Source organism: Streptomyces sp. NPDC085866, from assembly GCF_044541035.1.
Lineage (GTDB): Bacteria > Actinomycetota > Actinomycetes > Streptomycetales > Streptomycetaceae > Streptomyces.
The window spans coordinates 240766-267605 of record NZ_JBITSQ010000004.1 but is presented as its reverse complement, the minus strand read 5'-3'; the positions used below and the strand labels follow the sequence as shown (position 1 = coordinate 267605).

20 protein-coding genes are annotated in these 26840 nt (G+C 70.5%); 8 read left to right on the top strand and 12 right to left on the bottom strand.

Annotation, left to right across the window (positions count from 1 at the left end; genetic code table 11):
* Positions 1–6 precede the first annotated feature (6 nt).
* The 3 genes from ACIF83_RS11285 to ACIF83_RS11275 are packed head-to-tail and all read right to left on the bottom strand — an operon-like array spanning position 7 to position 2581.
* Entirely contained in the window at positions 7–1551 is a 1545-nt protein-coding gene (locus ACIF83_RS11285) for a hypothetical protein (protein ID WP_399725667.1), read from the bottom strand.
* Positions 1548–1739, bottom strand: coding sequence for a DUF397 domain-containing protein (locus tag ACIF83_RS11280; RefSeq protein ID WP_393473252.1), 192 nt, complete (start codon positions 1737–1739; stop codon positions 1548–1550). Before ACIF83_RS11280 ends, ACIF83_RS11285 begins: the two co-directional genes overlap by 4 nt.
* Positions 1736–2581: a helix-turn-helix domain-containing protein gene (locus tag ACIF83_RS11275; protein WP_399725664.1), complete on the bottom strand. Its 846-nt coding sequence runs from the start codon at positions 2579–2581 to the stop codon at positions 1736–1738. Before ACIF83_RS11275 ends, ACIF83_RS11280 begins: the two co-directional genes overlap by 4 nt.
* A 115-nt stretch (positions 2582–2696) precedes the next feature.
* Here ACIF83_RS11275 and ACIF83_RS11270 point away from each other — a divergent pair, with 115 nt between their 5' ends.
* Positions 2697–3095, top strand: a complete 399-nt coding sequence (locus ACIF83_RS11270) for an ATP-binding protein (protein ID WP_399725661.1) — start codon at positions 2697–2699, stop codon at positions 3093–3095.
* Here ACIF83_RS11270 and ACIF83_RS11265 read toward each other — a convergent pair.
* The 8 genes from ACIF83_RS11265 to ACIF83_RS11230 all read right to left on the bottom strand — a co-directional run bounded on the left by ACIF83_RS11265 (position 3088) and on the right by ACIF83_RS11230 (position 15472).
* Positions 3088–4404, bottom strand: coding sequence for a jacalin-like lectin (locus tag ACIF83_RS11265; RefSeq protein ID WP_399725657.1), 1317 nt, complete (start codon positions 4402–4404; stop codon positions 3088–3090). The two genes, ACIF83_RS11270 and ACIF83_RS11265, sit on opposite strands and share 8 nt — an antisense overlap.
* A 159-nt stretch (positions 4405–4563) precedes the next feature.
* Positions 4564–7494 carry a glycoside hydrolase family 2 TIM barrel-domain containing protein gene (locus ACIF83_RS11260; protein ID WP_399725654.1) on the bottom strand — a complete coding sequence of 977 codons (2931 nt, stop codon included), beginning with the start codon at positions 7492–7494 and terminating at the stop codon, positions 4564–4566.
* A 12-nt stretch (positions 7495–7506) separates the two neighbouring features.
* Positions 7507–8373, bottom strand: coding sequence for a carbohydrate ABC transporter permease (locus ACIF83_RS11255; RefSeq protein WP_399725651.1), 867 nt, complete (start codon positions 8371–8373; stop codon positions 7507–7509).
* Entirely contained in the window at positions 8370–9335 is a 966-nt protein-coding gene (locus tag ACIF83_RS11250; RefSeq protein ID WP_399725648.1) for a carbohydrate ABC transporter permease, read from the bottom strand. Before ACIF83_RS11250 ends, ACIF83_RS11255 begins: the two co-directional genes overlap by 4 nt.
* Positions 9336–9355: 20 nt before the next feature.
* A complete protein-coding gene (locus tag ACIF83_RS11245) occupies positions 9356–10618 on the bottom strand; it encodes an ABC transporter substrate-binding protein (RefSeq protein ID WP_393473235.1) in 1263 nt (420 codons plus the stop codon).
* A gap of 241 nt (positions 10619–10859) precedes the next feature.
* Positions 10860–12716: a glycoside hydrolase gene (locus tag ACIF83_RS11240; protein ID WP_399726292.1), complete on the bottom strand. Its 1857-nt coding sequence runs from the start codon at positions 12714–12716 to the stop codon at positions 10860–10862.
* A gap of 122 nt (positions 12717–12838) precedes the next feature.
* Positions 12839–14080, bottom strand: a complete 1242-nt coding sequence (locus ACIF83_RS11235) for an ROK family transcriptional regulator (protein ID WP_393473233.1) — start codon at positions 14078–14080, stop codon at positions 12839–12841.
* Positions 14081–14218: 138 nt separating this feature from the next.
* On the bottom strand, positions 14219–15472 hold the full coding sequence (locus ACIF83_RS11230; protein ID WP_393473230.1) for an FAD-binding protein: 1254 nt from the start codon (positions 15470–15472) through the stop codon (positions 14219–14221).
* A gap of 109 nt (positions 15473–15581) precedes the next feature.
* On the opposite strand from ACIF83_RS11230, the gene ACIF83_RS11225 reads away from it, so the two are divergent.
* The 4 genes from ACIF83_RS11225 (at position 15582) to ACIF83_RS11210 (ending at position 20769) form a co-directional block, all read left to right on the top strand.
* Positions 15582–16589, top strand: a complete 1008-nt coding sequence (locus tag ACIF83_RS11225) for a hydroxyacid dehydrogenase (protein WP_399725643.1) — start codon at positions 15582–15584, stop codon at positions 16587–16589.
* A gap of 399 nt (positions 16590–16988) precedes the next feature.
* Entirely contained in the window at positions 16989–17663 is a 675-nt protein-coding gene (locus ACIF83_RS11220; protein ID WP_393473225.1) for a pyridoxamine 5'-phosphate oxidase family protein, read from the top strand.
* A gap of 57 nt (positions 17664–17720) precedes the next feature.
* Complete coding sequence (locus tag ACIF83_RS11215; protein WP_393473223.1) at positions 17721–19040, top strand: radical SAM protein; 1320 nt, start codon at positions 17721–17723, stop codon at positions 19038–19040.
* A gap of 235 nt (positions 19041–19275) precedes the next feature.
* A complete protein-coding gene (locus tag ACIF83_RS11210) occupies positions 19276–20769 on the top strand; it encodes a cellulose binding domain-containing protein (protein ID WP_399725639.1) in 1494 nt (497 codons plus the stop codon).
* 10 nt (positions 20770–20779) lie between these two features.
* Here ACIF83_RS11210 and ACIF83_RS11205 read toward each other — a convergent pair whose 3' ends face one another.
* The gene (locus ACIF83_RS11205; RefSeq protein ID WP_399725636.1) at positions 20780–24358 is read right to left on the bottom strand and encodes a CHAT domain-containing protein; all 3579 of its coding nucleotides are present in this window, start codon (positions 24356–24358) and stop codon (positions 20780–20782) included.
* Between the two features lie 51 nt (positions 24359–24409).
* On the opposite strand from ACIF83_RS11205, the gene ACIF83_RS11200 reads away from it, so the two are divergent.
* From ACIF83_RS11200 to rsgA, 3 genes are all read left to right on the top strand, one after another.
* Entirely contained in the window at positions 24410–24814 is a 405-nt protein-coding gene (locus tag ACIF83_RS11200; protein ID WP_399725633.1) for a hypothetical protein, read from the top strand.
* A complete protein-coding gene (locus ACIF83_RS11195) occupies positions 24811–25467 on the top strand; it encodes a hypothetical protein (RefSeq protein WP_399725630.1) in 657 nt (218 codons plus the stop codon). The genes ACIF83_RS11200 and ACIF83_RS11195 overlap by 4 nt, the downstream gene beginning before the upstream one ends.
* A 250-nt stretch (positions 25468–25717) precedes the next feature.
* Positions 25718–26812: a ribosome small subunit-dependent GTPase A gene (gene rsgA / locus ACIF83_RS11190; protein WP_393473219.1), complete on the top strand. Its 1095-nt coding sequence runs from the start codon at positions 25718–25720 to the stop codon at positions 26810–26812.
* The last annotated feature ends 28 nt before the right edge of the window (positions 26813–26840 follow it).

The window sequence follows — 26840 nt, the reverse complement described above, 5'->3', positions numbered from 1 at the left end:
GGTCACTCAGGCGCCGCACCGCCTGTCACCGCCGGCGGCGGCCAACTGCACGTCCTCCGCCCGCACGCGCAGCGCATGGCGGGACGAGTCCTTGCCCCGGGCCGGGTCCGGGTCCCAGAGCCAGACGGTGTCACCGCTCGCCTGGAAGACGAGGACCGGGTGGGTCGTCGGTACCGGCCCGTTGATGACGGGAATCTTCGGGTTGAGCGGTGCGACGCAGACGAGTTCGCCCCGGATGCCGAAGTACGCGGCCGGGTAGCGCTTCCCGGCGGTGGCGTCCGCGATCGTTCTGTCGGCGGCATGGTCCACACCGGTCAGCGCCTCGATCGCCACGGACAGGACCGCGACCAGCACCATCAACGGCAGGACCCACCGGACGAGCCCGCTCGCCCCCGTCTGGAGGTTGAAGTGACGGGCCCAGCCGCCCAGCGCGACCAGCACCAGCGAACACGCCACGGCCAGCCCGAGCGGCCTGAGCGCCACGGCGTACTGCCAGTAGAAGGCCACATGCACCGAGTCGGCCGGGATCCCGAAGCGCTCCTCCAGGTACATGGAGTGCAGATACGACCCGGCCCACGGCAGCACGAACGGCAACGGCGCCGCGAGGACGGGCAGGAACCACTGCATGTTGCGGCTGAACCAGGACTCGCTCAGGGCGTACCACAGGCCGAAGACCGTGAAGCCGACGAGCAGGGTGAGGAGAATCCCGGCGAACTGTCTGGACAGGCCTGCCGGCTGGGAGTCCCCCCAGATGAACCCGAAGGCGGTCAGACCCCAGACCAGGGCCACGCCGATCCCGAGCCGGACGAGCCACGGCCGGGGCTCGTTGGCGGACACCCACGTACCCACCGGCCAGCACATGCCGAGGGGCCAGGCCAGTGCCAGGAACCGCCAGGGCGTGGTCGACGCCCCCAGGACGATGCCGCACGCGAGACTGACGAGTACGACCACACCGATGACCGTGAACTGCAGCGCCTTACGGTGTCGATCCGTCGATCCGTCGCGGGGACGGGGACCGATCGCCCGACGGATGTCGTGCGCATCGGGGTCGAACGGTGCGCCGCCGATGTTCCGCCCGCTCAACTCGGCGAGTGCGCGGTCGCGTTGCTCTTCGGTGTACTCGCCGCGCAGATGCAGCGTATGGCGTACGTCCCACCCGCCGACGGCTATCCAGTGCTCGGCGAGCCACCGCAGAGCGGGGGTGGCGCCGTCCGGCAGCTTGTGATGGACGTGGTACGTCGTGTTCGGCTCGGCGGGCTTGGGACGTACGAGCTTGGCCTCGCGTACCCAGACGTCCAGCTTCCGCCGGGCGGCGAGTGTCGTCACCTGCTCGCCGGCCATCGACCTGGCGGTCAAGCGGGAGCCCCGGAGCGGGACTTCGACGATCAGCGCTGAGTATCCGTCGTCCGCGTCGACCGCGTCACCGTCCCGCGCCGGGCGTACCCGCCATCCCTGAGCGGCGAACACGCTCTCCGCCAGCTCCAGTTCGTCACGGTCGTCACGTACTTCGACGACCAGACGCACCCGGCGGTTGAAAGGCTCCGACCTCACCCTCGGTCGCGAGCGGCGAACGCCAGGAACTCCGTCCAGGAGGCCGGGGTGAGGGCGAGCTGGGGGCCGGTGGTGTTCTTGGAGTCGCGGACGTGGATGGCGGAGGGGCTGGTGGCGACTTCGATGCAGTCGCCGGAGCTGCCGCTGCTGTAGCTGCTCTTGAACCAAGCCAGTTGGGTGGTGGTCATAGTGCTCCTCGCATCTGCTCCAGCAGGCTCCGGGTGTCCTCCGGGGTCAGAGCCTGTGAACGCAGTTTCGCACAGCGCATGTGGAGCACGCTGATCTTCTTCGCGTCGGTGATGAACTGGCTGTTCTCCTGCCCTTCGCAGTAGGCGAACCATTCGTTGTCCGGCGTCTCCAGCAGTTGGATGGGGCCGTCGGTGCCCGCGTGATTGCCGCGCGACATCGGCATCACCTGGAACTCGACGTTGCGCGCTGCCGCCACCTCCAGGATGTGGCCGATCTGCTCGCGCATGACCTCCGCGCCGCCGGTCTGCCGCAGGATCACGTGCTCCTCGGTGATGAAGCTGAACGCCGTGTTGGGGCGCTCCCTCAGCAGGGACTGCCGTTCAAGACGGGCCGTGACTTGAGCCTCGATCTCCGAGTCGCTGAGCATCGGTACTCGGTCGCGGAACAACGTTCGCGCGTACGCCTCCGTCTGCAACAACCCCGGCACCAACCGGTTCTCGAACGTGTACAGACTGATCGCCTGCTCCTCCAGCTCCGCCCACTGCCGGAACCACGAAGCCAGCCCCTTCTCCCTCGTCGCGTGCTTGTACACCCCCTGCAACACACCAAAGGCGTCAAGGACTTGCTCCGCCCGCTCGACGAACACCCGGGGCGGAAACCGCCGCCCCTGCTCGATCGAGGCGACGGTTCCCGGTTGGTACCGGACCAGCGGCGCGTACTGCTCCTGCGTGTAACCCGCCCGCCTGCGAAAGGCCTTGTGTGCCGCGCCGAACGCCTTCAGGCTGTCGGACGGCTCGGGCTCGGTGGGGGTCTGCTCGATGCTGGTGGTGCTGTCGGTCATGTCGACCAAGGGTCACGGAAAGTCACGGCGACTGTCCAGAGCGTGAACTCGTACAGTGCTCGGCGTACGAGTTCTGTCGCTGGTCGACTCCCGTGTCCGGCGGGACGGTTGGGGCATGCAACGTACGTTCACCCAGCTCTTCAGCGCGACACCGCACGGCGCCCGGCAGGCGCGGCTGCTGGTCGCCAATCGGATGCATGTGTGGGGGTTCGCGCGCGGGAGCGAGACGAGTGACGCCGTCACTCTGGTCGCCGCCGAACTCGCCGCGAACGCCGTACGACACGGACGGGTCCGGGGGCGCGGCTTCCGCGTACGGCTGCTGCTGGAGGGGGATGTCGTGCGCGTGGAGGTGCTGGACGCGCGCGTGGAACGGCTTCCCCTGCGGGCGCAGGGGGAGCCGGACGAGGGTGGGCGCGGGCTGCTGATGGTCGAGGCGCTGGCGGAGAAGTGGGGCGTGGAACTCCGCCCGGACGGCGTGCACAAGACGGTCTGGGCAGACGTCCCGCTCAGCTGATCGGCGCGTACAGCACCCCCAGCTTGTCGATCTCGTCGCCGGAGCGGCCGGTGAAGCCGACGATCTGCCAGCCGGACGGCGCGGTGAAGGTGGCGGTGTCCGTGGTGGCCGTGCCGGCGGAGAGGGTGCGTCCCTTGTCGGTGCCGAAGGCGGCCGAGAAGATCCGGGTGCGGCCGCCCTTCTGGCCCTCCGTCAGCTTCACCGAGGTGAGGTGCTCACCGGAGGCCAGGGCCAGGGAGGTCGCCGTACCGCCCGTGCCGCCGTGGGTGAGGGTCGTGCCGCCGTCGTGGGTGAGGGAGACCGCGTCCAGGCGGGCGTCGCCGCGCAGGGTCAGCGTGCGGGGGGCGGGGGTGGCCGGGAGGTCGTCGGCGTCGTTGAAGGCCGTGCCGTGCGGGCCGCCGAAGAAGTCGCTCGCGCGGAGCTTCGTGTTGAGGGTGTACGAGAAGTCGACGGTGTGCGGGAAGTGGTCGGAGAGGTTCCCGCCGCTGGAGTCGAGGAACTTGGCCCACTCGTCGTTGTAGCGGGTGGCGTTCAGGGAGACCAGGTCGCTGCTCCGGTAGAGGACCTTGTCGACCACCTCGCAGTCGTTCGGCGGAGCCGACGTCGGGCACAGCAGCGGGTCGGCGCCCTGTGTGGGAGCCGTACCGCCCTTCACCAGCTTCACCCAGGCGTCGGTCAGCCCGTTGTCGTCGACGAGCGTGCGGATGTTGTCGCCGGCGCGGGTGTAGCGGGTGTTGGTGTCGCCCATGACGATCACCGCGTTGCCCGCCGAGTTGGCCTTGATGAAGGCTGACACCTGGGCGATGTTGGCGCGGCGGGCGGCGAGGGCGTCGTCGGTGTCGTCGGCGTTGGGGTGCAGGTTGTACAGGTCGACGAAGGCGCCTTCGGCCAGACGCAGCCGGGCCAGTGTGAAGCCCTTCGGGGTCAGGCAGTTGGTGCCGGTGCAGTCGTTCCACTTGACCCGCTCGAAGTCCTCGAAGGGGTACTTCGAGAGGGTGTTGAGACCGTCGCCGATGCCGGCGCCGCCGCTGGTGGCCGTGCGGTACGGGTGGTTGTCGCCCGCGTACAGCGCCGCGTGGTAGTTGAAGTCCTCCTGGACGTTGACGATGTCGTAGCCCGCCAACCGCGGTGAGATCAGCGGCGTGTTGGTGGCCGGATGGCTGGAGCTGAGGCCCTCCGGGAGGCCGGCCACGTTGTACGTGAGCACGTTGAACGTGCCGGAGGCCGCGGCCTGGGCGGTGCCGGTGGAGGCGGTGAGTCCGGCGAGGGTCAGGGCGCCGGCCGCGAGGGCGGTGAGCAGTCGTCTCATGGGTTGCATGGAAACCATGTTCATGCCAACTTGTTTGATTTTGAAGGATAGTTGAGAAAATTGTTCACCATTAACGCGTGACGGGAGAGTCGACTCGCGCCCGCGGCCGGCCGGGGGAACAGCCGCCGGCCGGCCACGGTCGCGTCGGGACCCTGTAGGTCAACCGGTCTGCGAGTAAGGAGTGTCGGAGAGGACGAACGAGAACTCCGCGGGCTCCGCCGCCAGGTAGTACTGGGGCAGCGGGCCGGGGCCGCAGGACTGGGAGCCGAGGCCGTGCTGGCCGTGGTCGAGGTTGACCCAGACACCCGCGGCGGAGCCGCTGTCGGACGCGGTGCCGGGGGTGAGGTCGGTGCGGTGGGCCGCCGCGTCCAGCTGCTCGGTGGTCCAGCGGCGGGCGGTGAGATAGAACTCCGGGTCGCCCTCGATGCGCAGACCGCCGATCTCCGCCCAGCGGACGTCGGTCCGGGCGCCGTTCTCCTGCGGACGGACGTACGGCGTCTGCAGGTCGTCCACGGTCGACTCCCAGCGGCCGACCGCGGACGCCTTCCTGCTGTCCGGATACGCCTCACCGGGGCCGCCGCCGTACCACCGCACACGGTCGGCCGCGGACAGTCCGAAGCGGATGCCGAGCCGGGGCAGCGGCACGGTCCAGTCGCCTTCCGGTGTCACGGACACGGTCAGCCGCACACGGGTTCCGTCCGACGTCCAGCGGTACACGGTCGACAGCCCGACCTCCCGGGCCGCCGGCGCGACCCGGGTGCGGACCGTCAGCGCGTCGTCGCCCAGCTCCACCGCGTCGAGGCGGTGCCGCAGCCGGTGCAGGCCGAGCTTGCGCCACAGCAGGCCGTGGCGGATGTCCGTCTGCCAGGCCGCGCCGTCGTCGTTGTCGGTCGTCGCCCGCCACACGTCCAGGCGCAGCCCGGTGACGGCCACCCCGCCGACCGTCCTGAGCGCGCCGGTGCGGGCGTCGAAGGAGGCCGGGCCGAGGGTGATCAGGCCGTCCCCGAGCACCGGACCGTCGGTCGCCGCGACCGCCGGCGCCTGGCGCGCGGACACGGCGAACTGGCCCCAGGCGACGACATGGTCCCGCGGCGCCCAGGAGGTGTCGGCGGCGAGCACCGCCCGTACCGTCCAGTGGGCCTCGCCCGCAGGGGCGGTGGCCGGCGGCTCGGGCAGCTTCACCTCGGCCGTCTCGCCGGGCGGCAGGGCGGGCACCGTCAGGGCGCCGGAGCCGACCGTCTCGCCCTCCAACTGGTACGACCACGTGAACGCCAGCGCGGACAGGTCGGCGAAGTCGTACTTGTTGGTGATGCGGACGGTGCCGCCGCCGGCGTCGCCCTCGACAGCGACCGGTTCGATCACCTTCTTGAACTCGACCAGGCCGGGGGAGGGCTGCCGGTCCGGGAACAGCAGGCCGTCGCAGACGAAGTTGCCGTCGTGCAGCTCCTCGCCGAAGTCCCCGCCGTACGCGTAGCCGTACCGCTCGTCCTTGATGCCGTGGTCGATCCACTCCCAGACGAAGCCGCCCTGGAGCCGGTCGTACGACTCGAAGAGCCGCTGGTAGTCGGCGAGTCCGCCGGGGCCGTTGCCCATGGCGTGGGCGTACTCGCAGAGGATGAAGGGGAGTTCGCGGCGTTTGTGGGTGCCGCCGTCCAGACCCCGGCCGATCCGCTCGACCTCGGCGTGGTCGGCGTACATCCGCGAGTACATGTCCGTGTCGCGGCAGCCGAGGTCCCCCTCGTAGTGCACGAGGCGCGAGGAGTCCCGGCCGCTGATCCACTCGGCCATCGCGGTCAGGCCGCGGCCGGTACCGGCCTCGTTGCCGAGGGACCAGATCACGACCGAGGGGTGGTTCTTGTCCCGCTCGACCATCCGGGCGGCGCGGTCGAGCAGCGCCGGGGTCCAGCGGTCGTCGTCGACGGGGTTGTCCCGCCAGGCCTGCTCGGTGAAGCCGTGCGTCTCCAGGTCGCACTCGTCGATCACCCACAGGCCCAGCTCGTCGCACAGGTCGAGGAAGGCGGGGTGCGGCGGGTAGTGGGAGGTGCGGACGGCGTTGATGTTGTGCCGCTTCATCAGCAGCACGTCCTCGCGCATGGTCTCCAGGTCGAGCGCGCGCCCCTTCTCCGGGTGCCACTCGTGCCGGTTGACGCCCTTGAAGAGCACCGCCCTGCCGTTGACCTTGATCAGACCGTCCGACAGCTCCACCGTACGGAAGCCGATGCGCAGCGGCACCCGCTCGCCCTCGGTGGCCAGCACGCCGTCGTACAGCGTCGGACGCTCCGCCGTCCACGGTTCGACCGGCACCGTCACCGGCTCGCCCGTCGCGGTGTCGATGCCGAGGCCGGGGACGGTCACCCGGCCGTCCACGTCGGAGTCGACGCGCAGCGTGCCGGTGCCGGTCATGTGGTCGTAGGAGGCGTGCACGAAGAAGTCGAGGGCGTTGCCGGCCGGGCGGTGCAGCAGGGTGACGTCACGGAAGATGCCGGGCAGCCACCACTGGTCCTGGTCCTCCAGGTAGGAGCCGGCCGACCACTGGTGCACGCGGACGGCGAGCACGTTGCCGCTCGGCTTCAGCAGGTGCCCGACCGCGAACTCGTGCGGCAGCCGGGAGCCCTTGAACTCGCCGATGTCCGTGCCGTTCAGCCAGACCCGGGCGCAGGACTCCACACCGTCGAAGCGCAGGACGGCACCGCCCTCGGCCGGCCAGTCCGCCGGCAGGTCGAAGACGCGCAGATGGTCGCCGGTCGGGTTCTCGGTCGGGACGCGGGGCGGATCGACCGGGAACGGGTAGAGGTGGTTGGTGTAGATGGGGGAGCCGTGTCCCTGGAGGACCCAGTGCCCGGGGACCGACACCTCCGCCCAGCCACCGGCGTCGTACCCCTCCTCCGCGAAGGAGTCGTCCTCGGCGTCGGCCGTGTCCGACAGTCTGAAACGCCAGCTGCCGTTCAGTGAGAGGGACTTGGCGTCCGAGGACGCGTACCAGGCCCGGGGCGGCAGGGCTCCGGATCCCGGCGAGACATTCTCGACGTAGTCGGATGGGGGTCCCCCCGCTCGAGCGGAGCCGAGAGTGGGGGAGGTGCGGAAAGTCATCGGTCTCCTAGCTCAGCCCTTGATGCCGGTCTGCGCGATCCCCTGGACCAGCCAGCGCTGGAGGAAGAGGAAGACGAACAGCAGGGGCAGGATGGAAATGGCGGTCGCCATGAAGATCAGGTGATAGTTGACGGTCTGGTTGGTCATGTACGACGACAGCGCGACCTGGACCGTCCAGGCGCTCGGGTCCTGGCCGATGACCAGCGGCCACAGGAACGAGTTCCAGCCGTTGATGAAGGTGATCGTGGCGATCGCCGCGAAGAAGTTCAGCGAGTTCGGCACCACGACACGCCAGTACGCGCCCCAGTAGCCGAGCCCGTCCACGCGCGCCGCCTCCTCCAGCTCCTTCGGGAACCCGAGGAAGTACTGCCGGAACAGGAAGCAGGTGAAACCGCTGAAGAGCCCCGGAATGATCAGACCCCGGTAGCTGTCGACCCAGCCGAGGGACGACACGAGGACGAAGCTCGGGACGAAGGTGACGGCCGTGGGGACCATCAGGGTCACCAGGACGCCGTAGAAGATCTTGTTGGCGTGCCGGTAGGGGATGCGGGCCAGGGCGTAGCCCGCGAGGGAGCACACGAGCAGCGTGCCGACCGTGTGCAGGATGCCGACGACCAGCGAGTTCCACATCGACTGGCCGAAGTCGACCGTGGGGTCGTCGAACGGCTCGGTGATGTTGCTCCACTGGATGTGGGTGGGGAAGAACTTCCAGTTCTCGCCGGTGATCTCCGGGTCCGTGGAGAGGGCGTTGCGGACCAGCAGGTAGAAGGGGATGAGGAAGAGGAGAGCTGCGACGCTGGTGGCGATGTAGAGGCCGCTGGAGCTCATCACGCCGCCGCGCCTGGCGCGCTTGCCGGTCTCGGGCACGGTGGTGGTCACCTGGACTCGTCACCCCTTCCGAATCCCATGATCTTGCCCTGGAACAGGGTGACGACGCAGATCAGCACGGTCAGCACCATGGCGCCGGCGCTGCCCTTGCCGTAGTTCTGGTCCTGGCCGAGGGCGGTGTAGTACAGGTCGACGAGCGGGGGGCGGCCCCAGGTCGTCTTGGACAGCAGGTTGAAGAACTCGTCGAAGGCCTGGTAGGCGGCGACGAGCAGCAGCAGGACCACGGCCGTGGAGGTGGCCCGCAGCTGCGGCAGCGTGATGTACCGGAAGGTCTGCCAGCCGGGCTTGGCGCCGTCGATGGCGGCGGCCTCGTACAGCGCCTGCGGGATGTTCTGCAGCGCGGCCAGGAACAGGATCATGTAGAAGCCGGACTGCAGCCACAGCCGGGCGGTGATGATGACCAGCCAGTACCAGGGCGGGTCGGGGTTGGCGAGCCAGGCGATGTTGTCGATGCCGAACCAGCCGATGACGGTGTTCGCGAGGCCGAAGCGCACGCCGTTGAAGAGGGACATCTTCCAGATCAGCGAGGCCGCGACATAGCTGCACGCCGTCGGCAGGAAGAACACCGACCGGTAGAACGCCCGCATGAACCTCAGGCGGTTCACCAGCAGGGCGAGGCCCAGGGAGACCGCCCAGGTGGTGGGCACGATGAACGCGGCGAAGACGGTGAAGGTGACCAGCGAGCCGGTGAACTGGCTGTCCGAGAAGATGTCCCGGTAGTTGCCCAGGCCGACGAAGTCGCTGGGCGTGACGGTGAAGCGGGCCTCGAAGAAGCTGAGGTAGGCGCTCCAGATGATGGGGATGTAGACGAAGACGATCAGCCCGAGCAGGAACGGGCTGATGAAGAGCCAGAAGTTGAAGGTGCGGCTGCCGCGCAGCCCCCGCCGCGGCCGGGCCTTGGCGACCTCGGTCGGGGCGGGGCTCGCGAGACCGCGCGTGGTGGTCGTCGACATGTCGTGGTCCGCCCGGCGGCCTATCCGAACAGCTTCTTCAGCTCGGCGTTCACCGTCTTGTCGCACTTGTCGAGCGCGGCCTCCGGGTCACCGCCCTTGCGGACGCAGTCGGCGAAGACGTTCTCCGTGGCGGTGATCATCGCCTGGGTCCAGCCGATGTTGTCGAAGTGCCCGTACTCGTTGAAGAGCTTCACGCCCTCGGCCGGCAGACCCGACTTCAGCTTGGTGGCGGACTGCGCGATGGAGGTGCGCGGGGGGATGTGGAAGCCGTACGAGGTCGCCCAGTCCTCCTGGTACTTCTTCTGTTCGATCCACAGCCACTTCACGTACTCCTTGGCCGCCTCGACGTTCTTGCCCTTGGCGTTGACGAACATCGACCAGCCGCCGTTGTAGACGGACGGCTTGCCCGCGTCGGTGACCTTCGGGAACGGCATGATGCCGAGGTCGTCGCCGAGGGTCTGCTGGAACTGCGGCATGGCCCACATGCCGCAGAACTGGATGGCGCACAGGCCCTGGTTGAGCGCGGACGGGTCCCAGAAGTCGGCCGGGGCGTCGAGCAGGAGGTCGCCGCTGGTGAACAGCCTGCGCATCTTCTTCAGACCCTCGACCACGCCGTCCGTGTGGTAGGCGATCTGGTTCTTGTCGTCGAGGGTGTCCGCGCCGGCCGACCAGATCAGCGGGTTGATCACCGCGTGCAGGTCGTTGCCGAGGAAGAGGCCCTTGACCTTGCTCGTGGTGAGCTTGGCGGCCGCCTCGATCAGCTCGTCCAGGGTGGTCGGCGGCTGGATTCCCGCCTTCTCCAGCAGGGACTTGCGGTAGAAGAAGAACTGCGGGTCGTCGATCATCCGGACGCCGTAGACCTTGCCGTCGACGGTGTGCGACTTGATGTCGGCCTGGTTGAAGTCGGACTTGACCGGCTCGATGATGTCGGTCAGGTCGGCCACCTGCCCGCTCTTGACGAGCTGGATCTGCGGGTGGAACTCGAACAGGTCCGGCGCCTGGTCGGTGAGCAGCGACGCGAACAGCTTGCTCTCGAAGTTCGAGCCGGTGATCCACTGCGTGGTCACGTCGGCCTTCGTGTATGCCTTCGCATAGCGCTTGATGGCCTGCTCGGTGCCCGCCTCGCCGTACGCGTGGAAGTACTGGACGAGGTTCTTGCCCGAACCGGAGCTGCCGCCGCGTCCGTTGTTGCCGCCGCACGCGGCGAGCGTGCCGGCGGCGGCCAGGCCTGCTGCGGCCCGGAATATCGATCGGCGGTCCCAGTTGCTGCTCTGTGCCGACATGCTGACGTCCTTGTCTGTCGAGTGCGGCTCGGCGGCTCTGCGCCTCAAAGCCAGGTGGCTCAAATTGCGTTGCGGAGCGGGACGTTAACCTTCGGCTAAGGCTTCGGCAAGGGGTTGGATGAAGTCTGTTCGAAGCGTTGCGCCTGGTTCGGAATGCCGAACAGGGCTTCGGGGAAAGGGAAGATGAGGGCCGCCGGGTCAGGGGTGTGGCCGGCGGCCCTCGATCAGGGGGTGGCGCGGACTACTGCCTGCTCCAGGCCTCGTTGGTGCCGCCGTTGCAGCTGTAGAGGATCACCTTGCTGCCGTCGGCGGTCGCCTGCCCGCTGACGTCCAGGCACTTGCCCGAGGCCTCGTTGACGATCTGCCCGTTGGAGTTCAGCAGCCACTGCTGCGTTCCGTCACCGGTCGCGGCGGCCGTCGTCAGCCCCGAACTCCCAGCCGTCAGATAGCCGTTGTCGCTGTGCAGCGTGCCCTTCGCGCCGTACGACCACGACTGCGCGGTCGCGCCCGTGCAGGTGGCGAGCGCCGCACCCGAGGCGTCGGCGGTCAGGCACTTGCCCGACTGCTTGCCCACGAGTGCTCCGGTCAGCGCCGAACTGCCGTGACCCCGCTGGTCGAAGACGTACGTCGTGATCGAGCGGGCCGCGAGCGTCGTCGTCGCCGTACCGCCCCGGACGGTCGGCCGCGCGACCTTCGCCCAGTTCTCGTCGGCCGAGGTGCGCACGGCCTGGGCGGCCCGGACCGGTGTCGCGCTGTTGAAGTGCAGGTTCAGTGCGGTGTCGGTGGTGTTGTGGTTGTTCACCACGACGACCCACTTGCCGGCTTGGTCGTAGGTCGACACCTCCACGCCGTCCGGCGCCCCGGTCACGTTGTGCGCGACCGAGCCCGGCTTCACGAACTTGCTGTACTGGCCCAGCGCGTAGTAGCGCTTGGTGAAGTACAGGGTCTGGTTGCCGTTCGCGGCGTAGTTCGGGTCGTAGTAGATCAGGCCGTCGTTCCAGCCGTCGTCGTTCTTCGCCAGCGGGTCGCTGCCGATCATCTCCGACAGCGCCACCCACCACTGGAACGCCGAGTCGTGGGCGGTCGCGAAGTCCTTGTAGATGATCCGCGACAGGTTCAGCCCGCCGTCGATCGTCGGGTCGTACTCCTGTGCCCAGCCCGTACCGCCCTTGCCGAAGCAGCAGATCTCCGTCGACCAGGACTGTCTGCCGGCCGCCTTGGAGGTCTCGTAGACCTTGGCCCGGTTGGCGTCGCTGGGGTTGTCGTACGTGTGGTGGGCCAGCTTGGAGACGTACTGGGCCGTGCCCGGCTGCGAGACCCACTGGGGTATCTCTTCGTTGAACTTGACCGTGCTGGTGGACTCGTCGGCGATGATGCCCGTCTTCTGGTGCCGGGCGCGCTGCTCGGCGCCGAGCGCGCGGACGATGTCGTCCCGCTGGGAGGGGTCGACGAGCATGCCCTCCTGACCGCAGGAGTCGAAGCTGTTCGTCGGTTCGTTGAAGGGGCTGATGTAGTCGAGCTTCACGCCCTGGCGCGCGAAGTGGTCGGTGACGTCGGCGACGTACTTGGCGAAGTCCTGCTCGTTGTCGGCCTTCAGATAGCCGCCGCAGCTCTTGCCGTTCGTCTTCCACGCGGCGGGCGCGCTGTTGACGAACCCGATCAGGTCCTTCACCCCGTACTTGGCGGCGGCGTACAGGAAGTACCGGCCCGCCTTGTCCTTGCTCCAGTCGTAGCTGCCGTCGGAGTTCAGGAAGTCCTCGGGGGCACGCGGCGCGTACGTCACGCCGGTACCGCCGCCGCCTATGTTGTAGCGGTACGCGCTCAGGTCCAGGCCCTGGTGCGAGAACAGCAGCTCGGCGACCCGGGCCTGGACCTTGGGGTCGAAGTTCTTCAGGTCGTTGACCCACCAGGCGCCCGAGGCGCCGAAGTCGTCGATGGTCTGGGCGGCGTGGGGGGAGACCTCGGCCGCCGCGGGTTCGGCGGCGCTCGCGGCCGGGGAGGTGAGGAGCGCTCCCGAGACAACCAGTGCGGCCGAGGCTGTCAGCAGGACGGATCTCCTGGTGCGGGGGTGACCGGTGCGGGGGTGAGACACGTGCATCCCTTCCGTCGTCATGAAGGCGGTGCGGTACGGCTCCTTGCGGGTGCGGTGGTGCGCTTCGTGCCGGGCGCGTTGATTCCTGTGCGGGACGCCTCAAGCCGGTGTCGAGACCGCGACCGTGCTCAGCCCTTCGGGCCTCCGCGCGCTCGCGCCCTCGACACCGGCGCGCCCCGCTGCCCGACGGACTGCAGGGCCCCCTCCAGCGCGAACGTGGCTGCGCCGAGGGACACCGGGTCGGTGGGGATCGGGGAGAGGACGATCTCGGTGGCGGCCAGCGGCCGCCGCAGCGCGTGCCGGGCGACGGCCGCGCGTACCTCGCCGAGCAGCGGCTCGCCCAGCCGGGAGGCCACCCAGCTGCTGAGCACGACCACTTCGGGGTTGAGGAGGTTGATCAGGTCGGAGATCCCGGCGCCCAGGTAACGGGCGGTGTCCCGGACCACCTTGAGCGCCACCGGGTCGTCCACGGTGACCGCCCGGGCCAGCGCGTCGATGGTGGCCGTCTGGTCCTCGGGGTGCAACAGCGTGGACTGCGGGCTGAGTTCGCGCAGGTTCTGCATGATGCCGGGCGCGCCGACGTACGTCTCCACGCAGCCGTGGTTGCCGCAGTGGCACAGCCGTCCGTCCAGCACGAGCGTGGTGTGCCCCCACTCGCCGGCGCTGTTGCTCACGCCCCGGTGCAGCCCGCCGCCGAGCGCCAGACCGGCGCCGACACCCGTGCCGAGATTGACCACCACCGCGTCCCCGCGGCCCCGCGCGGCTCCGAACCACAGCTCGGCGATCGCGCAGGCGCGCAGCGGGTTGTCCAGGTACAGGGGATAGGCGATGTGTTCGGCGAGCAGGTCGAGCAACGGGACGTCGTGCCAGTTCCAGTTGGGCGCGTACTCGGCGATGCCGGTGTCCCGGTCCACCTGGCCCGGCACGCTCACCCCGACGCCGAGCACCCGGGCCGCCTCGACCCCGGCCTGGGCGACCACCGAGCCGACGGCGGCGGCGACATGGCCGACCACCTGCTCGGGACGGCTCTCGCCGGGCCGCATGTCCTCGTCGGCGCGGGCCAGCACGTTCAGTGCCAGGTCGAACAGCTCGACATGGACGTAGGTCTCCGCGATGTCGACACCGATCAACGCGCCCCCCGCCGCGTTGACGGCGACCAGACCCCGGGGGCGGCCCCCTGCCGAGTCCTCGAACCCGACCTCGGTGATCATGCGCAGGTCCAGCAGTTCGCCGACGAGCGTGGCGACCGTGGCGAGGCTCAGTCCGGTGGCCGCGGCAAGTTCCTGCCGGGAGGTGGGAGACTCGGCGATGATCTGGCGCAACACCTCGTAGCGGTTCGCGGTGCGGATGTCACGTGATGTGCGCTTCACCGGGCTGCCCCTCCCATCCCGTCGGACCAGGCCGGGGCGAGGTCGGCACCGGCGCGGCGTCAGGCTATGGGCTGGGAGGGACTTTCGACAAGGGGTTAGGAAAGGGGGTGGAGAAAGTCTGCCGCCCGTGGCTGCCCATCAGTCTGCCAGGACGTCCCGAACGAAGGCGTTGGTGAACTTGCCCACGGGGTCCAGGGCTTGGGCCAGGGCGCGGAAGTCGGCCAGGTGTGCGTACCGTCGGCGCAGTTCGGTCGCCGGCGCGGTGAAGACCTTCCCCCAGTGCGGGCGCGGGTCGAAGGGGTCCAGCGCCGCCTCCACCCGGCGGACCACCGGCAGCACGGCCCCCGTGTCCTCGACCCAGGTGAAGTGCAGGGCCACCGAGTCGCGGCCGTGGGCCGGGCTGAGCCACTGCGGGTCGGCGGCGACCGTACGCACCTCGCACGTCTGCAGGACACCGGCGACCGCCGGCCGAATGGCGTCGATCGCGTCCAGCGCGTCGACGGCGGCCGACCGTGGCAGCAGGTACTCCGACTGCAGCTCGTCACCGCTGCTCGGCGTGAACTCCGCCCGGAAGTGCGGCAGCCGCTCGTGCCACGGCCCCGGCACCCCGAACTGCTCGGTGCAGTTGACCGCCGGCATCCCGGGCACCGGATGCATCGCCTCGGTCGCGGGCGCGGCCCACGGGAAGTCCACCGGCGCCTGGTCGGTGCGGCGCTTGACCCACACCTGCCGGAAGCCCGGCTCCCGCCAGTCGGTGAACAGGCTCACGCTGTACGCCGCCCCCGCCACCGCCCCGAAGTCCGGCCCGGCCGACGGAAGTTCGGTGAACACGTACTGCTCCACCTCGTACGACGGCTCCAGGTCGAGCGTGAGCGCGGTGACCACACCGAGCGCGCCGAGAGAGGTCACGGCACCGTCGAAGCGGGCGTCCCCCTGCGCGATCGACACCGTCGAGCCGTCCGCGGTCACGAGCTCTACCTCCCGCACCGCCGCCGCGAGCGGTCCGTTGCCCACCCCCGATCCATGGGTGCCGGTCGCCACCGAACCGGCCACCGAAATGTGCGGCAGGGAGGCCATGTTGGGCAGCGCGAGGCCGTGGGCATGGACCGTACGGGCCAGCTCGGCGTACCGGACGCCGCCCGACACCCGTACCGTACGGGCCGTGGTGTCCACGTCGATCACCGGTGGCAGGTCGGCGACCGACAGCAGGACGCCGTCGGCGCCCGGGTCGGCGATCTCGTTGAAGGAGTGGCCGCTGCCCAGCACCCGCACCTTCGGGCTCCCGGCCACCAGGGCCCGGAGCGCGTCGAGCGAGCGCGGGCGGTGGAACTCCTTCGCCGTGTAGGTGATGTTGCGCGCCCAGTTGGTCACCGTGCCGGCCGTTCCCGTCATCCCTGTCGTCCCTCCGGGTGAGTGCGTCTCCATTGACCCTCTCATTCGCGGCGACCTAGCGTAGAGAGCGGTTGCTATCCGTGCGTCACCGAGCCGGAAGGTCACTTCCTTGCCCGAGCGTCCCCCGGCGCTGTTCGCCATGACCGCCCAGAACGTGCCGCACATCTTTCCGCCGGAGGTGCTCGCGCGGCTGCGTGCCTGCGTAGAAATCGATCCCACTCTGGTGGCGCACGACTTCACCGAGCCACGGGTCCGGGAGACCCTCGCCCGCACCGAGGTCCTCGTCACCGGCTGGGGCTGCCCCCGCCTCGACGCGGCCGCCCTGGACGCCGCCCCCAAGCTGCGCGCGGTGCTGCACGCCGCAGGCTCGGTCAAGGGGTTCACCACCCCCCAGGTCTGGCAGCGCGGCATCGCCGTCTCCTCGGCGGCCGCCGCCAACGCGCTCCCCGTCGCCGAGTACACCCTCGCGATGATCCTGCTCGTCGGGAAGGACGTCTTCGCCTTCCGGGACCTGCTGCGCGCACACCGCACCTTCCGCTACGGCGACATCGTCCCCGGCATCGGCAACCACGGCCGCCGGGTGGGCGTCGTCGGCGCCTCGCGCATCGGCCGCCGCCTCATCGAACTGCTCCGGCCCCACGACCTCCGGGTCAGCCTGGCCGACCCGTACGTGGACGCGGCGGAGGCCGCGCGGCTCGGCGTACCCCTGCTGCCCCTCGACGACCTGCTGCGCACCTCGGACATCGTCACCCTGCACGCCCCGCAGACCCCCGAGACCCGGCACCTCGTCGGCCCCCGCGAACTGGCCCTGATGCCCACCGGATCGGTGCTGATCAACACCGCGCGCGGCGCCCTCGTCGACCACGAAGCTCTGGTCGGCGAACTGCGCACCGGACGCCTGAGCGCCGTCCTCGACGTCACCGACCCCGAGCCGCTACCCGCCGACTCGCCCCTCTTCGATCTGCCCAACGCCTTCGTCACCCCGCATCTCGCGGGCGCCCAGGGCAACGAGCTGGCCCGGCTCGGCCTGACCGTCGTGGAGGAGGCCGAACGGCTGCTTTCCGGGGGCGAGTTGGCCTACGCCGTCGACCGCGCGACGCTGGAGCGGACGGCATGACGGGGCGCCCGCCTCGTAAGTGACCGGCCTCTTCTGCGCGTGCATCGCCCGCGGGGTGGAGGAGCAGGCCTCGGCGGAGGGTCGGCTGCTCGCCGGGCGCCGCCCACTCCCTGGACCGGGCCGGATCCCGACCGGTCCAGGTCGGCCCCGGAGTCCCCGCCACGGTCGTCGACCACGACAACGCGGGCGGCGCATTCGCCCCGACCACCCACTTGCTCGCCGCCGGCCACCGCCGCATCGCCGACCTCGGCCGGGTCCCCGGCTGATCGTCGACGGCTCCTTCTCCCGCTCGCCGGGGCGGCTGACTGCGGCTACGGATTTCGTTGTTCACAGTCTCTGTGATGATGTAATTAGAATATCTGTAGCCTTAAGTGTGCGATATCGGTAACGTTCGGGTCCATGGCTCCGAAACCGCTGCCTCCCCGGCTCCCCGAGACCGACCTCACCCGCCACCGCCGCCTCCGCGACCAGGGCAGCCTGGAGCGTGCCGAGCTGGAGGCGATCCTGGACGCCGGTTTCGTCTGCCATCTGGGTGTGGTGGTCGAGGGGCGGCCGCTGGTCGTGCCGACCGTGTACGGGCGGGACGAGCGGGAGCTGTACCTCCACGGGTCCGTGGCCAGCCGCAGTCTGGCCGGTGATCTCCCGGTCTGTGTGACCGTCACGCACGTCGACGGGCTCGTGCTCGCCCGGTCCGTCTTCGAGCACGGGGTGAACTACCGCAGCGCCATGATCCACGGCACCGCCCGCAAGGTCACCGACCCCGAGGAGAAGCTGGAGGGGCTGCGCCGGCTCACCGAGCACGCGACGCCGGGGCAGTGGTCGTACGCCCGGCGGCCGAACCGGAAGGAACTCGCCGCCACCACCCTCCTCGCGCTCTCCCTCGAAGAGGCCTCCGTCAAGATACGGAGCGGCGCTCCCGACGACGGTGACGGGCCCGACGCGGAACTCGGCCTGTGGGCCGGGGTCCTGCCGCTCGCCTCCGTCTGGGGCGAGCCCGTCGCGGACCCGGCGCTGCCGTCCGGCACCGCCGTACCGGGACACATCGCGCGCCGTGCGGGGACCCGGCACGGCTGACCCGGAGGCGGGGGCATACGGTGAGAGGCGAACGCCTGAGCCGGGAGGAGATGACGGATGGGCAGTCGCACCGCGCTGGTCGAGGATCTGATGGAGAGGTTCCCGCATGTACCGCGGGAGGCCGTCTTCAAGGAGGACCTGCTTCGGGGTGGCGTCGCCTTCGACCCATCCGCCCTCAGTGACAACGAGGGTGGCGAGGTCAAGCCGAAGTCGTACTTCATCTTCTCCTTCGACCACGGCACGCTGCCCGAGCTGGGCGAGGCCGCGCTGCGCCGTCCCCCGGAGGAGATCATCCTCACCGGCGGCCCGTACGACCTGCGCCGCACGGTGGTCTCCGTACGGGTGAACCCGGCCTCGCCGTACCGGGTCGCCGCCGACGGCGAGGGGCTGCTCGGGCTGTACCTGGACGGGAAGCGGATCGCCGACGTCGGTGTGCCGCCGATGCCCGAGTACTACCGGCACACCCTGTCCAACGGGAAGTCCGTCATGGAGGTCGCGCCGACCATCCAGTGGGGCTACCTGATCTACCTCACCGTCTTCCGGGTCTGCCAGTACTTCGGCGCCAAGGAGGAGTGCCAGTACTGCGACATCAACCACAACTGGCGCCAGCACAAGGCGGCCGGGCGGCCGTACACCGGGGTCAAGGACGTCGAGGAGGTACTCGAAGCCCTCGAGATCATCGACCGGTACGACACCCAGAAGGCGTCCACCGCCTACACCCTCACCGGCGGTGCGATCACCAAGACGGTCGCCGGCCGGGACGAGGCCGACTTCTACGGGCACTACGCCAAGGCCATCGAGGAGCGCTTCCCCGGGCGCTGGATCGGCAAGGTCGTCGCGCAGGCGCTGCCCAAGGCGGACGTGCAGCGGTTCAAGGACTACGGCGTGCAGATCTACCACCCCAACTTCGAGGTGTGGGACCGCCGGCTGTTCGAGCTGTACTGCCCCGGCAAGGAGCGGTACGTCGGCCGGGACGAGTGGCACAAGCGGATCCTGGACTCGGCGGAGATCTTCGGCGCGCGCAACGTGATCCCCAACTTCGTGGCGGGCGTGGAGATGGCCGAGCCGTTCGGCTTCACCACCGTCGACGAGGCCATCGCCTCCACCACCGAGGGCCTGCGCTTCTTCATGTCGCACGGCATCACGCCCCGCTTCACCACCTGGTGCCCGGAGCCCACCACCCCGCTCGGCAAGGCCAACCCGCAGGGCGCGCCGCTGGAGTACCACATCCGGCTCCTGGAGGCCTACCGGGCCACGATGGACGACTTCGGCCTCTCCTCGCCCCCCGGCTACGGCCCGCCCGGACCCGGCCGCGCGGTGTTCTCCGTCAGCTCCTTCATGGACAGCCTGCCCGCCGCCGAGCCGGCGGAGGTGTGATCCGCTCCGGAAAACCGTCGGGGCGGTGAGTCGAACGGCGCCCGCATCCGTATCGGAGGCCGGAGTTGCGGTCCTGCGCGGATGCGGTCACGTCACGCTACCTCCTCGTCACCGGATTTGAATATGGCGCTTGTCAGTTGTGGCGAAGACGTGAAAGGCTCCTGTCGCCGCGAGGTTCCCCCCAACTCCATTTCCTCTATGGTGAGTTGACCTCGCACGTGGATGCAGGAGTCCCATGCCCGACCTGCCGACCCCCCAGGACGCCACCGAGGCCGCGCTGTTCTCGGAGTGCTGGGACGCGGTGCTCTCGTACGCCGACCTGTGCACCTCCGGCTCCCTGACGGCACACCAGCTGGCGACCGAGGCGTTCACCCTCGGCATGCGCGAGGTCCGCGCCGCCGGGACCGTGCCCGCGCGCGGCCCCGGCCGGCGCGCCGGCCGGCTGCCGACGATCCCGGAGCTGCTGACCGCGGTACGCAACACGGCCGCGAGCTGGGAGGCCGACGGCGAGGGGCACAAGCTGGACCCCGACCTGAGGCTGTGGCTCAACTCCGGCCATGCCGCCCGCTACACCGGCCCGCCGCTGCAGCGCCCGGTCGCGCTGCGCGGCCTCAGGGACATGCAGGAGGCGGACGCCTCGCTGCTGTGGCTCGCCGAGGTGGAGGCGCTGCCCCTGACGACCGTGGCCCGCCGGCTCGGCCTCGACCCGGCCACGATCGCCGAGGAACTCGACCAGGTCCGCGGCCTGTTCCGGGACCGCTGCCACCGTGCGCACATCGACACCCCGATGGACGCGCAGTGCCGCAGCTACGCCCGCCTGCTGGACGCGGTCACCCGCTCGCCGGCCGCCGAGACGCCGAGCGACCTCTCCCGGCACCTCGCCACCTGCGTCCAGTGCGCCGAGGCCGCAGCCTGTCTGCGGCTGCACGGGGGCGGGCTGCCCGCCGCGCTGGCCGGCGGGGTCATCGGCTGGGGCGGCCTCGCCTATCTGGAGCGCCGGCGCCGCGCCGCCGAGGTCCGGCTCGGCGTGGGCCGGCCCGGTGCGGCCGAGGCCGACGGCGGCGACTCCGAGGAGAAGGAGGGCCGCAGCCGCGTCCTGCGCAACGGACTGCTCGCCGCGGCCGTCCTGCTGTCGGTACTGGCCCTCGGCGTGTCGATGATGCCGTTCGACGGCTCGGGCGACTCCGGCGACGGCAAGGCGGCCGCGGCCGGCGACGACCGACAGCCGGTCGCCGACCCCGCCTTCCCCGACACCGCCACCGCCGCCGACCCGACCCCCTCCCGCACGCCCTCCACCACCCCTTCCCCGACCGCCTCCAAGGGCAGGTCCGACCGCAAGAACCCGGACCCCGAACCCCAGGGCACCTCCGCCGCCACCAGCAGCGGCGGCCCGACCCGTACGACCGCCCCCGCGGCCGGCTGCCGGGTCGACTACAACCTGGACAGCCAGTGGCCCGACGGCTTCCAGGCCACCGTCACCGTCACCACAGGCAAGGCCCTCACCGACTGGCAGGTCGCCTGGCGCTTCCGCGACGGCCAGCAGGTCGGCCAGATGTGGGACGCCACGGTCCACCAGGACGGCTCCCGCGTCACCGCCTCCGCCGCCGACTACAACAAGTCCGTGTCCGCGCACGGGACCCTGACGTTCGGGTTCCTGGCGTCCTGGCAGGGCGAGAACCGGGTGCCGTACGGCTTCACGCTCAACGGGGCGGCCTGCGCGGCGGGCTGAGCGGCTCGGCTCACGGGCCGACGTGCAGGAATGCCGCCCACCGCAGGGGATCGGTCGGATTGTGCGCGCGGTGCTCCGCCAGCGCCTCGTGCAGGGCGCGGGCGGCCCTGTCGGCATCCGGCCGACCGGCGCGGATCAGCGCGGAGTAGAAGCGTGAGGCGATGTCCGGTGCCGATCCGTCCTGGATGCTCCACTGGGTGGCGACGACGTGGCGGTATCCGGCGGTCTGCAGTGTCGACGCCAGATGCATGACCTCGTCCGGGAGGTTGACTCCGCCGGTGGCCGTCTCGCACGCCGAGAGATAGGCCAGTTCCGCCGAGGGAAGGTGCAGCTCCAGCAGCCCGGCGGCGGTGAGCTGACCGTCGTACAGGAGGAAGGCGCTCTGCGAAGGATCCATAAGGTCTTGTTCGGCGTGGCAGGCGAAGTGCACCCAGGAATGTCGGTGCAGCGCCTCTCGTACGGCTCCCGGCGTCGCCTTCGGGCCGATCAGATCGCCCGCCGTGCCGCCGGTCGCCGGGATGTGCGCGCGCACCCCGCCGCACTCGCGTTCCACCCCGGGCAGCGCGGGGCGACCGGGGGTCTCCGGCATCCCGACGGTCAGCAGGCCACGGAAGGCCCCGTCACCCGCACGCTCCCGGGCGCGGCGCAGCGCCGTGAGAGTCGAGGTGTACGAGGAGACGACACGGTCCGGCACGGACTGCGCCGCGCCCTGTCGGGCGTGGTTCCCCGCGGCGCGGTGGCGCGGATGTCGACCGGCGGCGTGCAGTGGAAGCAGGGTCAGCAACCCCGTGGGACACCACCACAGGCGGGGCAGTGGCTCGCCGGCCCGGCCGTCGAATCCGAGATGGTCCAGCACGGGCCGCGCTATGCGTTCCCACAGCCACTCCAGCACGTCGTGCACCGCGTGCCGGTCGCGCTCCCGGCGCAGGAAGGATTGGTCGCCGCGACGGCGGGTGAGCAGCACGTTGAGGAAGACCTGGGCCTGCTGGACGAGATCGGTGTTCTTCACATCGGGCAACGCGACGACCTCGACGGGTTCCGCCGCGCGGACCACCAGGGCATGGGAGGCGATCCGGCTCACATTGACCACCACCACCGGTCCGCCGTCGGCCACGGCGCTCAGCTCGGCGTAGGGCACCGGCGCGAGGAAGTGCTCGAAGCCCTCCAGACGGCGCGCCTCGGCGAGCAGGCGGTCCCACTCACGGCACAGCGCGGCCCGCCCCTCGGCCTGCTGCTCCGGACCCGGCGAAGACAGCAGGGGGTCACCAGGGGCCTCCGTGGCGGCTCTCCCCGGCGGCAGGCGCTGGGCGTTCAGCCGCTCACGCACCCGCAGCAGGCGGTCCGCCAGCGCCGGATCCCGCTCCGCGAGCAGGGACAGGTCGCCCCGGGTCTGCAGGAGCTGGCTCTGGCTGATCGTCCGGCCCTGTTCCAGGATCGCCACCGCCCGTTCCGGCGCGCCGGTCAGGATGTGGCAGGCGGCCGCGGCGGGGGCGAGCCCGGCCATGTCCACCAAGTGCTTCTCCCGGGTCGCCCGGGGCAGACCGTGCCAGGCCAGCTGAGGCAGCAGGAGAACGGCGCGGTCGTACCCTTCGGCGGCGGACCTCAGGTCGCCGAGTGCGGCGGCCACCACTCCCCAGTCGGCGCAGGCTTCGACACGGTCCGTGATCGAGACGGCGGGTAGATCCGCGACGTGTCGCCAGCAGTTGACGGCCTTGCGCAGGTCGTCGAGGTCGCCGCTGCGTTTGTAGCGGTCTCTCAGGGTGTCACCGAGGTGCCGCCAGGCCCGCGCCGTGAGGATGTCCTCGCCCGCCATGGACACCGACTGCCGGTACAGGGCCGCGGCGCGGTCGAGGTCCTCGACTCCGGCGTCCGGACGGCTGGTCAGTGCCTGCGCCAGGATGGTGAGGTGGGCCCGGCGGGAGGGATGGGCGGCCGGTGCGGCGGCCAGCGTGGACTCGATGGTCCGGATCGCCTCATCCAGATCCTCCGGCCTCCGGGCGTGCCGGTAACGGGTCACCAACTCGTGCGCGAGGTCACCCAGGAGGCGTATGTGATCGGGGTGCGACGCGGGACACGCGGCCACGGCCTGGCGCGTCAGGTCGATCATGCGGTCGAGCACAGCCGCATCGAACGTCTTCCACAGCGAGGTGCTCAGTACCCGGGCGAGGTGCGACAGGGCTGCGGCGCGGTTGGCGTCGATCCTGTCCGCCGGAAAGGCGGCGACCGCCCGGGTGGCCAGCCGCACGGCCTGCTCCTGGTCCGCTGCCTCCAACGTGCGCTCGTACCGCAGGGCGAAGGCCATGCTGAGCCCGGACAGGGCGGCCCCATCGTCCACCGCATCTGATACGGCCTGCGTCCCGACGCGTACGGCCTCATCGAGGTCCTCGGAAGAGCCGAGGCGTTCGTAACGCGCCCTGAGCGAGAGGGAGAGGTTCGTCAGGCGCCGCCTTCGCAGGTCGCCGTCGTCCGTCGGTTCGGCCGCCGCCAGTCCCGCCAGCTCGACGGCGCGGTCGAGGTCCGCCAGGTCACCCGTCCTCTGGTGCCGGCTGAAGAGGACCTTCCCGAGCTCCGACCGCACGCGCGCGAGCGCGTCCCCGGAGGCCGAGTCGAGTACGTCGCACAGCAGCTCGACGGACAGGTCCAGATCGGCCGCATCATGCTCACGGTCGTACCTCTCGCACAGCTTCCACGCCACGTCCGCCACGTCGACCAGCGAGTCGGCGGCGCTGAAGTCCGCCGAGCCGACCGCCTCCCGCACGAGCGCGACGGCCTCCGCAAGCTCGGCTCCCGAGTCCGGCACGGATGCGAGCCGGCCCAGCGCCGAGGCCAGCAGGGCCGTCCGGCGCGGCCGGGCAGGGGTGCCGGGCCGCGCAGCCGCGACGGACTGCCGCGCCGCGTCCACCGCGCGCTCCAGGTCCCGCCGGTCTCCGGTGAGTTCATGCCGGATGACCAGCATTCGGCACAACTTATGGAGACGGAGGTCCAGTTCGGGGTGGCCTCGATCCGTCGAGGCGATCGAGGCTGCACGCGTCTCGATCGCCTCGTCGAGGTCCTCCCGCCGGTTCGTGGCGTGGTAGCGGGTGTCGAGGGCAGCAGACAACTGAGTGAGTGTCAGTCCCCGCAGGTCGTCCCCTTCCGTCGCCAGGTTGACCGCGCACCGGAGTTGATGCACGGCCTGGTCGAGGAGTTCCGGATCTCCGCTGCTCCTGTACGCGTGGAACAACTGCAGGGCGCGAGCCCGGACTTCGTCGACCCGTATCCGGATGGCGACGAGAGCCTTGGGGAAGTCCTCCGGCACCTGGTCCGGCAACAGCCGGGCGTGGAAGGCCGTAAGGCGCAACATGAGGCCGAAGTCGGTGTAGGCGTTCCCCCCTGGCCGTGCGCGATGGCGCGCCCCGTGGAAGCAGATGAGTGTCTGCAGCGCCGGCACGGAGAGTACCTGCTTGCCCGACGGCCCGTCGTACAGCATCAGTTCGCGCAGACGGCTGGCGTCCTCCAGGGCGTCGTCCGCGAACAACGCCGAGTCGTCCCCCTGCTCGTCGTAGCGCGCCACACGACCCAGGAGTTCGGCGATGAGGCGGTCCCGCATCATGCCACTCTAGTGGCGCGCGCCACCCGCACACGGCAGAGGAGGGGGACCGTGGCCTCACCGGAGCACAACACAGCCGAACCCTGGCTGGCCACCTCGGAGTTCACCTGGACCGACCGGGCTTACGACCTGCTGGAGCAGAAGCTGCTGCAGGCCGAGGTCAAGGTCGTCGACGGCGGCGTCCTCACCACCTGGGTGTGGGGCTGCTGTCCCCGCTGCTCAGGACAGCTCCATGACGTCCAGGACCACACCGCGGTCGGTGACTTCACCGGCAGCCGGGGCGGGCCGGGCGTGGCCGGTGGCGCCCTGGAACCCGCCTTCGTGCGGGTCGATGTGACCTGCGGCTGCGGCGTGGCCCACGCCAACGCGCCCGAGAACACCACCGGTTGTGGAGTCACCTTCCGGGTGGAGCTGGTGGCCGAGGGCGCGCAGGACCCGACTTCGGGCGCGTCGTGACCGGGTACCGTCCGCGCAGGCCCTCCAGCGCTCCCACCGCCTTCGACATCGCCGAGCGGGACGCCTTCGCCGTCATGTCGGCCGCCTCCCTGGACACTGTGCGCAGCTCCGCCGAGACTTGGCGCAACGGGCTCACCGCCTTCATCACCCTGGTCACCACCGGTGTGGTCATCAAAGGGCGGGACACCACCGGCGACCTGTCCACCGGCTGGCGCCTCGCGCTCACCGTGCTCGTCGGCGGCGGCCTGCTCGCGGCGCTCATGGGGCTGTGGCAGTCCCTCGCGGCGCAGGCCGGCACCCGCCCCCGGGCGGCCACGCTGAGCGCGGTGCACGGCCGGTACGGGTCCGTCGCGGCCTACAAGGTCGCCCTGGCCGTCGCAGCGGCGCGGCGCCTGCGGCGCGCCCAGTACCTCGTCGCCGTCGCGCTGAGCCTGCTGCTCGCCGGCATCGTCGTCACCTGGTGGGCGCCGGCCGACGCGGGCAAGGACAAACCGGTCTACCTCAAGGTGAGCCACCCCGGCGGGCCCAGCTGCGGCACGCTGACCTCCGCCGACGGTGGCAGGTTCCGGCTGAGGATCCCGGGACGGCACGATCCCGTCGTGGTGCCGCTCCGTGACGTCACGAACGTCGCCGTCGTCAGAAGTTGCCGGTGAGCGCGGACACCGCCGACGGGTGCGCGGGGAAAAGACGGGTGCACGCGAAAAACCGGTGGCGCGCTGCCGCCGTCCGGCCCTAGTGTCGGTCCCGACCGCACGAGCTGAACGAGGAGGTGTCGACCGAATGGCTGTCACTGCGCTGGGCGCTGCCCTCATCCAGGAACTCCTCAAGTCCACCTCCGTGGTCACCGGCTGACCGACCTGCGCTGAACGCGCCCGCCGGGGCCACCCTTGTGAAGGGTCTCCCTTGACTTCCAGCTCTGCTGTTTTCACCGCGCTGGCTCCCTACGGCTGGGACGACGCCTGGGCCGACGCGTTCACCCCGTACGAGTCCGAGGGGCTGCTGCCCGGACGGGTGGTCCGGGTCGACCGCGGTCAGTGCGACGTGGTCACCGCGGGCGGTGTGCTGCGTGCCGACACCGCCTTCGTCACCCCGCACGACCCCATGCGGGTCGTGTGCACCGGCGACTGGGTCGCCGTCGAACCCGGCGGCAACCCCCGCTACGTGCGCACGTATCTGCCGCGCCGCACCGCCTTCGTGCGCTCCACCTCCTCCAAGCGGTCCGAGGGGCAGATCCTCGCGGCCAACGTCGACCACGCCGTCGTCGCCGTGTCCCTCGCCGTCGAACTCGACCTCGGGCGCGTCGAACGGTTCCTGGCGCTGGCCTGGGAGTCCGGCGCACAGCCCGTGGTCGTGCTCACCAAGGCCGACCTCGTGCCGGACCCGGTGGTGTTGGCCCACCTCGTCCAGGACGTCGAGACGAGTGCGCCCGGCGTGCCCGTGCTCACCGTCAGCGCCCTGCACGGCGACGGCCTCGACGCGCTCGTCTCCCTCGTCGGCTCGGGCACGTCCGTGCTGCTCGGGCAGTCCGGCGCCGGCAAGTCCACCCTCGCCAACGCCCTCGTCGGCGACGACGTCATGGACGTACAGGCCGCCCGTGACGTGGACGGCAAGGGGCGGCACACCACGACCACCCGCAACCTGCTGCCGCTGCCCTCCGGGGGCGTGCTCATCGACACCCCCGGGCTGCGGGGCGTCGGCCTGTTCGACGCCGAGAGCGGGGTCGGGCAGGTGTTCTCCGAGATCGAGGAACTGGCCGAGCAGTGCCGCTTCCACGACTGCGCCCACGAGCGCGAGCCCGGCTGCGCGGTCCTTGCCGCGGTGGACAGCGGTGACCTCCCGGTCCGCCGTCTGGACAGCTACCGCAAGCTGATGCGGGAGAACCAGTGGATCGTCGCCAAGACGGACGCCCGGCTCCGCTCCGAGATCCGCAAGGACTGGAAGCGGAAGGGGGCGGAGGGCAAGGCGGCGATGGAGGCCAAGCGGGGCCGATGGAACTAGGGGCCCGAGGGTGAGGGCGCGTTCCTGG

Bases quoted from the DNA above. Each gene is read 5' to 3' on its own strand.
- ACIF83_RS11280 (WP_393473252.1), bottom strand. From the start codon at position 1,739: ATGACCACCACCCAACTGGCTTGGTTCAAGAGCAGCTACAGCAGCGGC.
- ACIF83_RS11275 (WP_399725664.1), bottom strand. From the start codon at position 2,581: ATGACCGACAGCACCACCAGCATCGAGCAGACCCCCACCGAGCCCGAG.
- ACIF83_RS11270 (WP_399725661.1), top strand. From the start codon at position 2,697: ATGCAACGTACGTTCACCCAGCTCTTCAGCGCGACACCGCACGGCGCC.
- ACIF83_RS11265 (WP_399725657.1), bottom strand. From the start codon at position 4,404: ATGAGACGACTGCTCACCGCCCTCGCGGCCGGCGCCCTGACCCTCGCC.
- ACIF83_RS11260 (WP_399725654.1), bottom strand. From the start codon at position 7,494: ATGACTTTCCGCACCTCCCCCACTCTCGGCTCCGCTCGAGCGGGGGGA.
- ACIF83_RS11250 (WP_399725648.1), bottom strand. From the start codon at position 9,335: ATGTCGACGACCACCACGCGCGGTCTCGCGAGCCCCGCCCCGACCGAG.
- ACIF83_RS11245 (WP_393473235.1), bottom strand. From the start codon at position 10,618: ATGTCGGCACAGAGCAGCAACTGGGACCGCCGATCGATATTCCGGGCC.
- ACIF83_RS11240 (WP_399726292.1), bottom strand. From the start codon at position 12,716: ATGCACGTGTCTCACCCCCGCACCGGTCACCCCCGCACCAGGAGATCC.
- ACIF83_RS11230 (WP_393473230.1), bottom strand. From the start codon at position 15,472: ATGACGGGAACGGCCGGCACGGTGACCAACTGGGCGCGCAACATCACC.
- ACIF83_RS11220 (WP_393473225.1), top strand. From the start codon at position 16,989: ATGGCTCCGAAACCGCTGCCTCCCCGGCTCCCCGAGACCGACCTCACC.
- ACIF83_RS11215 (WP_393473223.1), top strand. From the start codon at position 17,721: ATGGGCAGTCGCACCGCGCTGGTCGAGGATCTGATGGAGAGGTTCCCG.
- ACIF83_RS11210 (WP_399725639.1), top strand. From the start codon at position 19,276: ATGCCCGACCTGCCGACCCCCCAGGACGCCACCGAGGCCGCGCTGTTC.
- ACIF83_RS11205 (WP_399725636.1), bottom strand. From the start codon at position 24,358: ATGCGGGACCGCCTCATCGCCGAACTCCTGGGTCGTGTGGCGCGCTAC.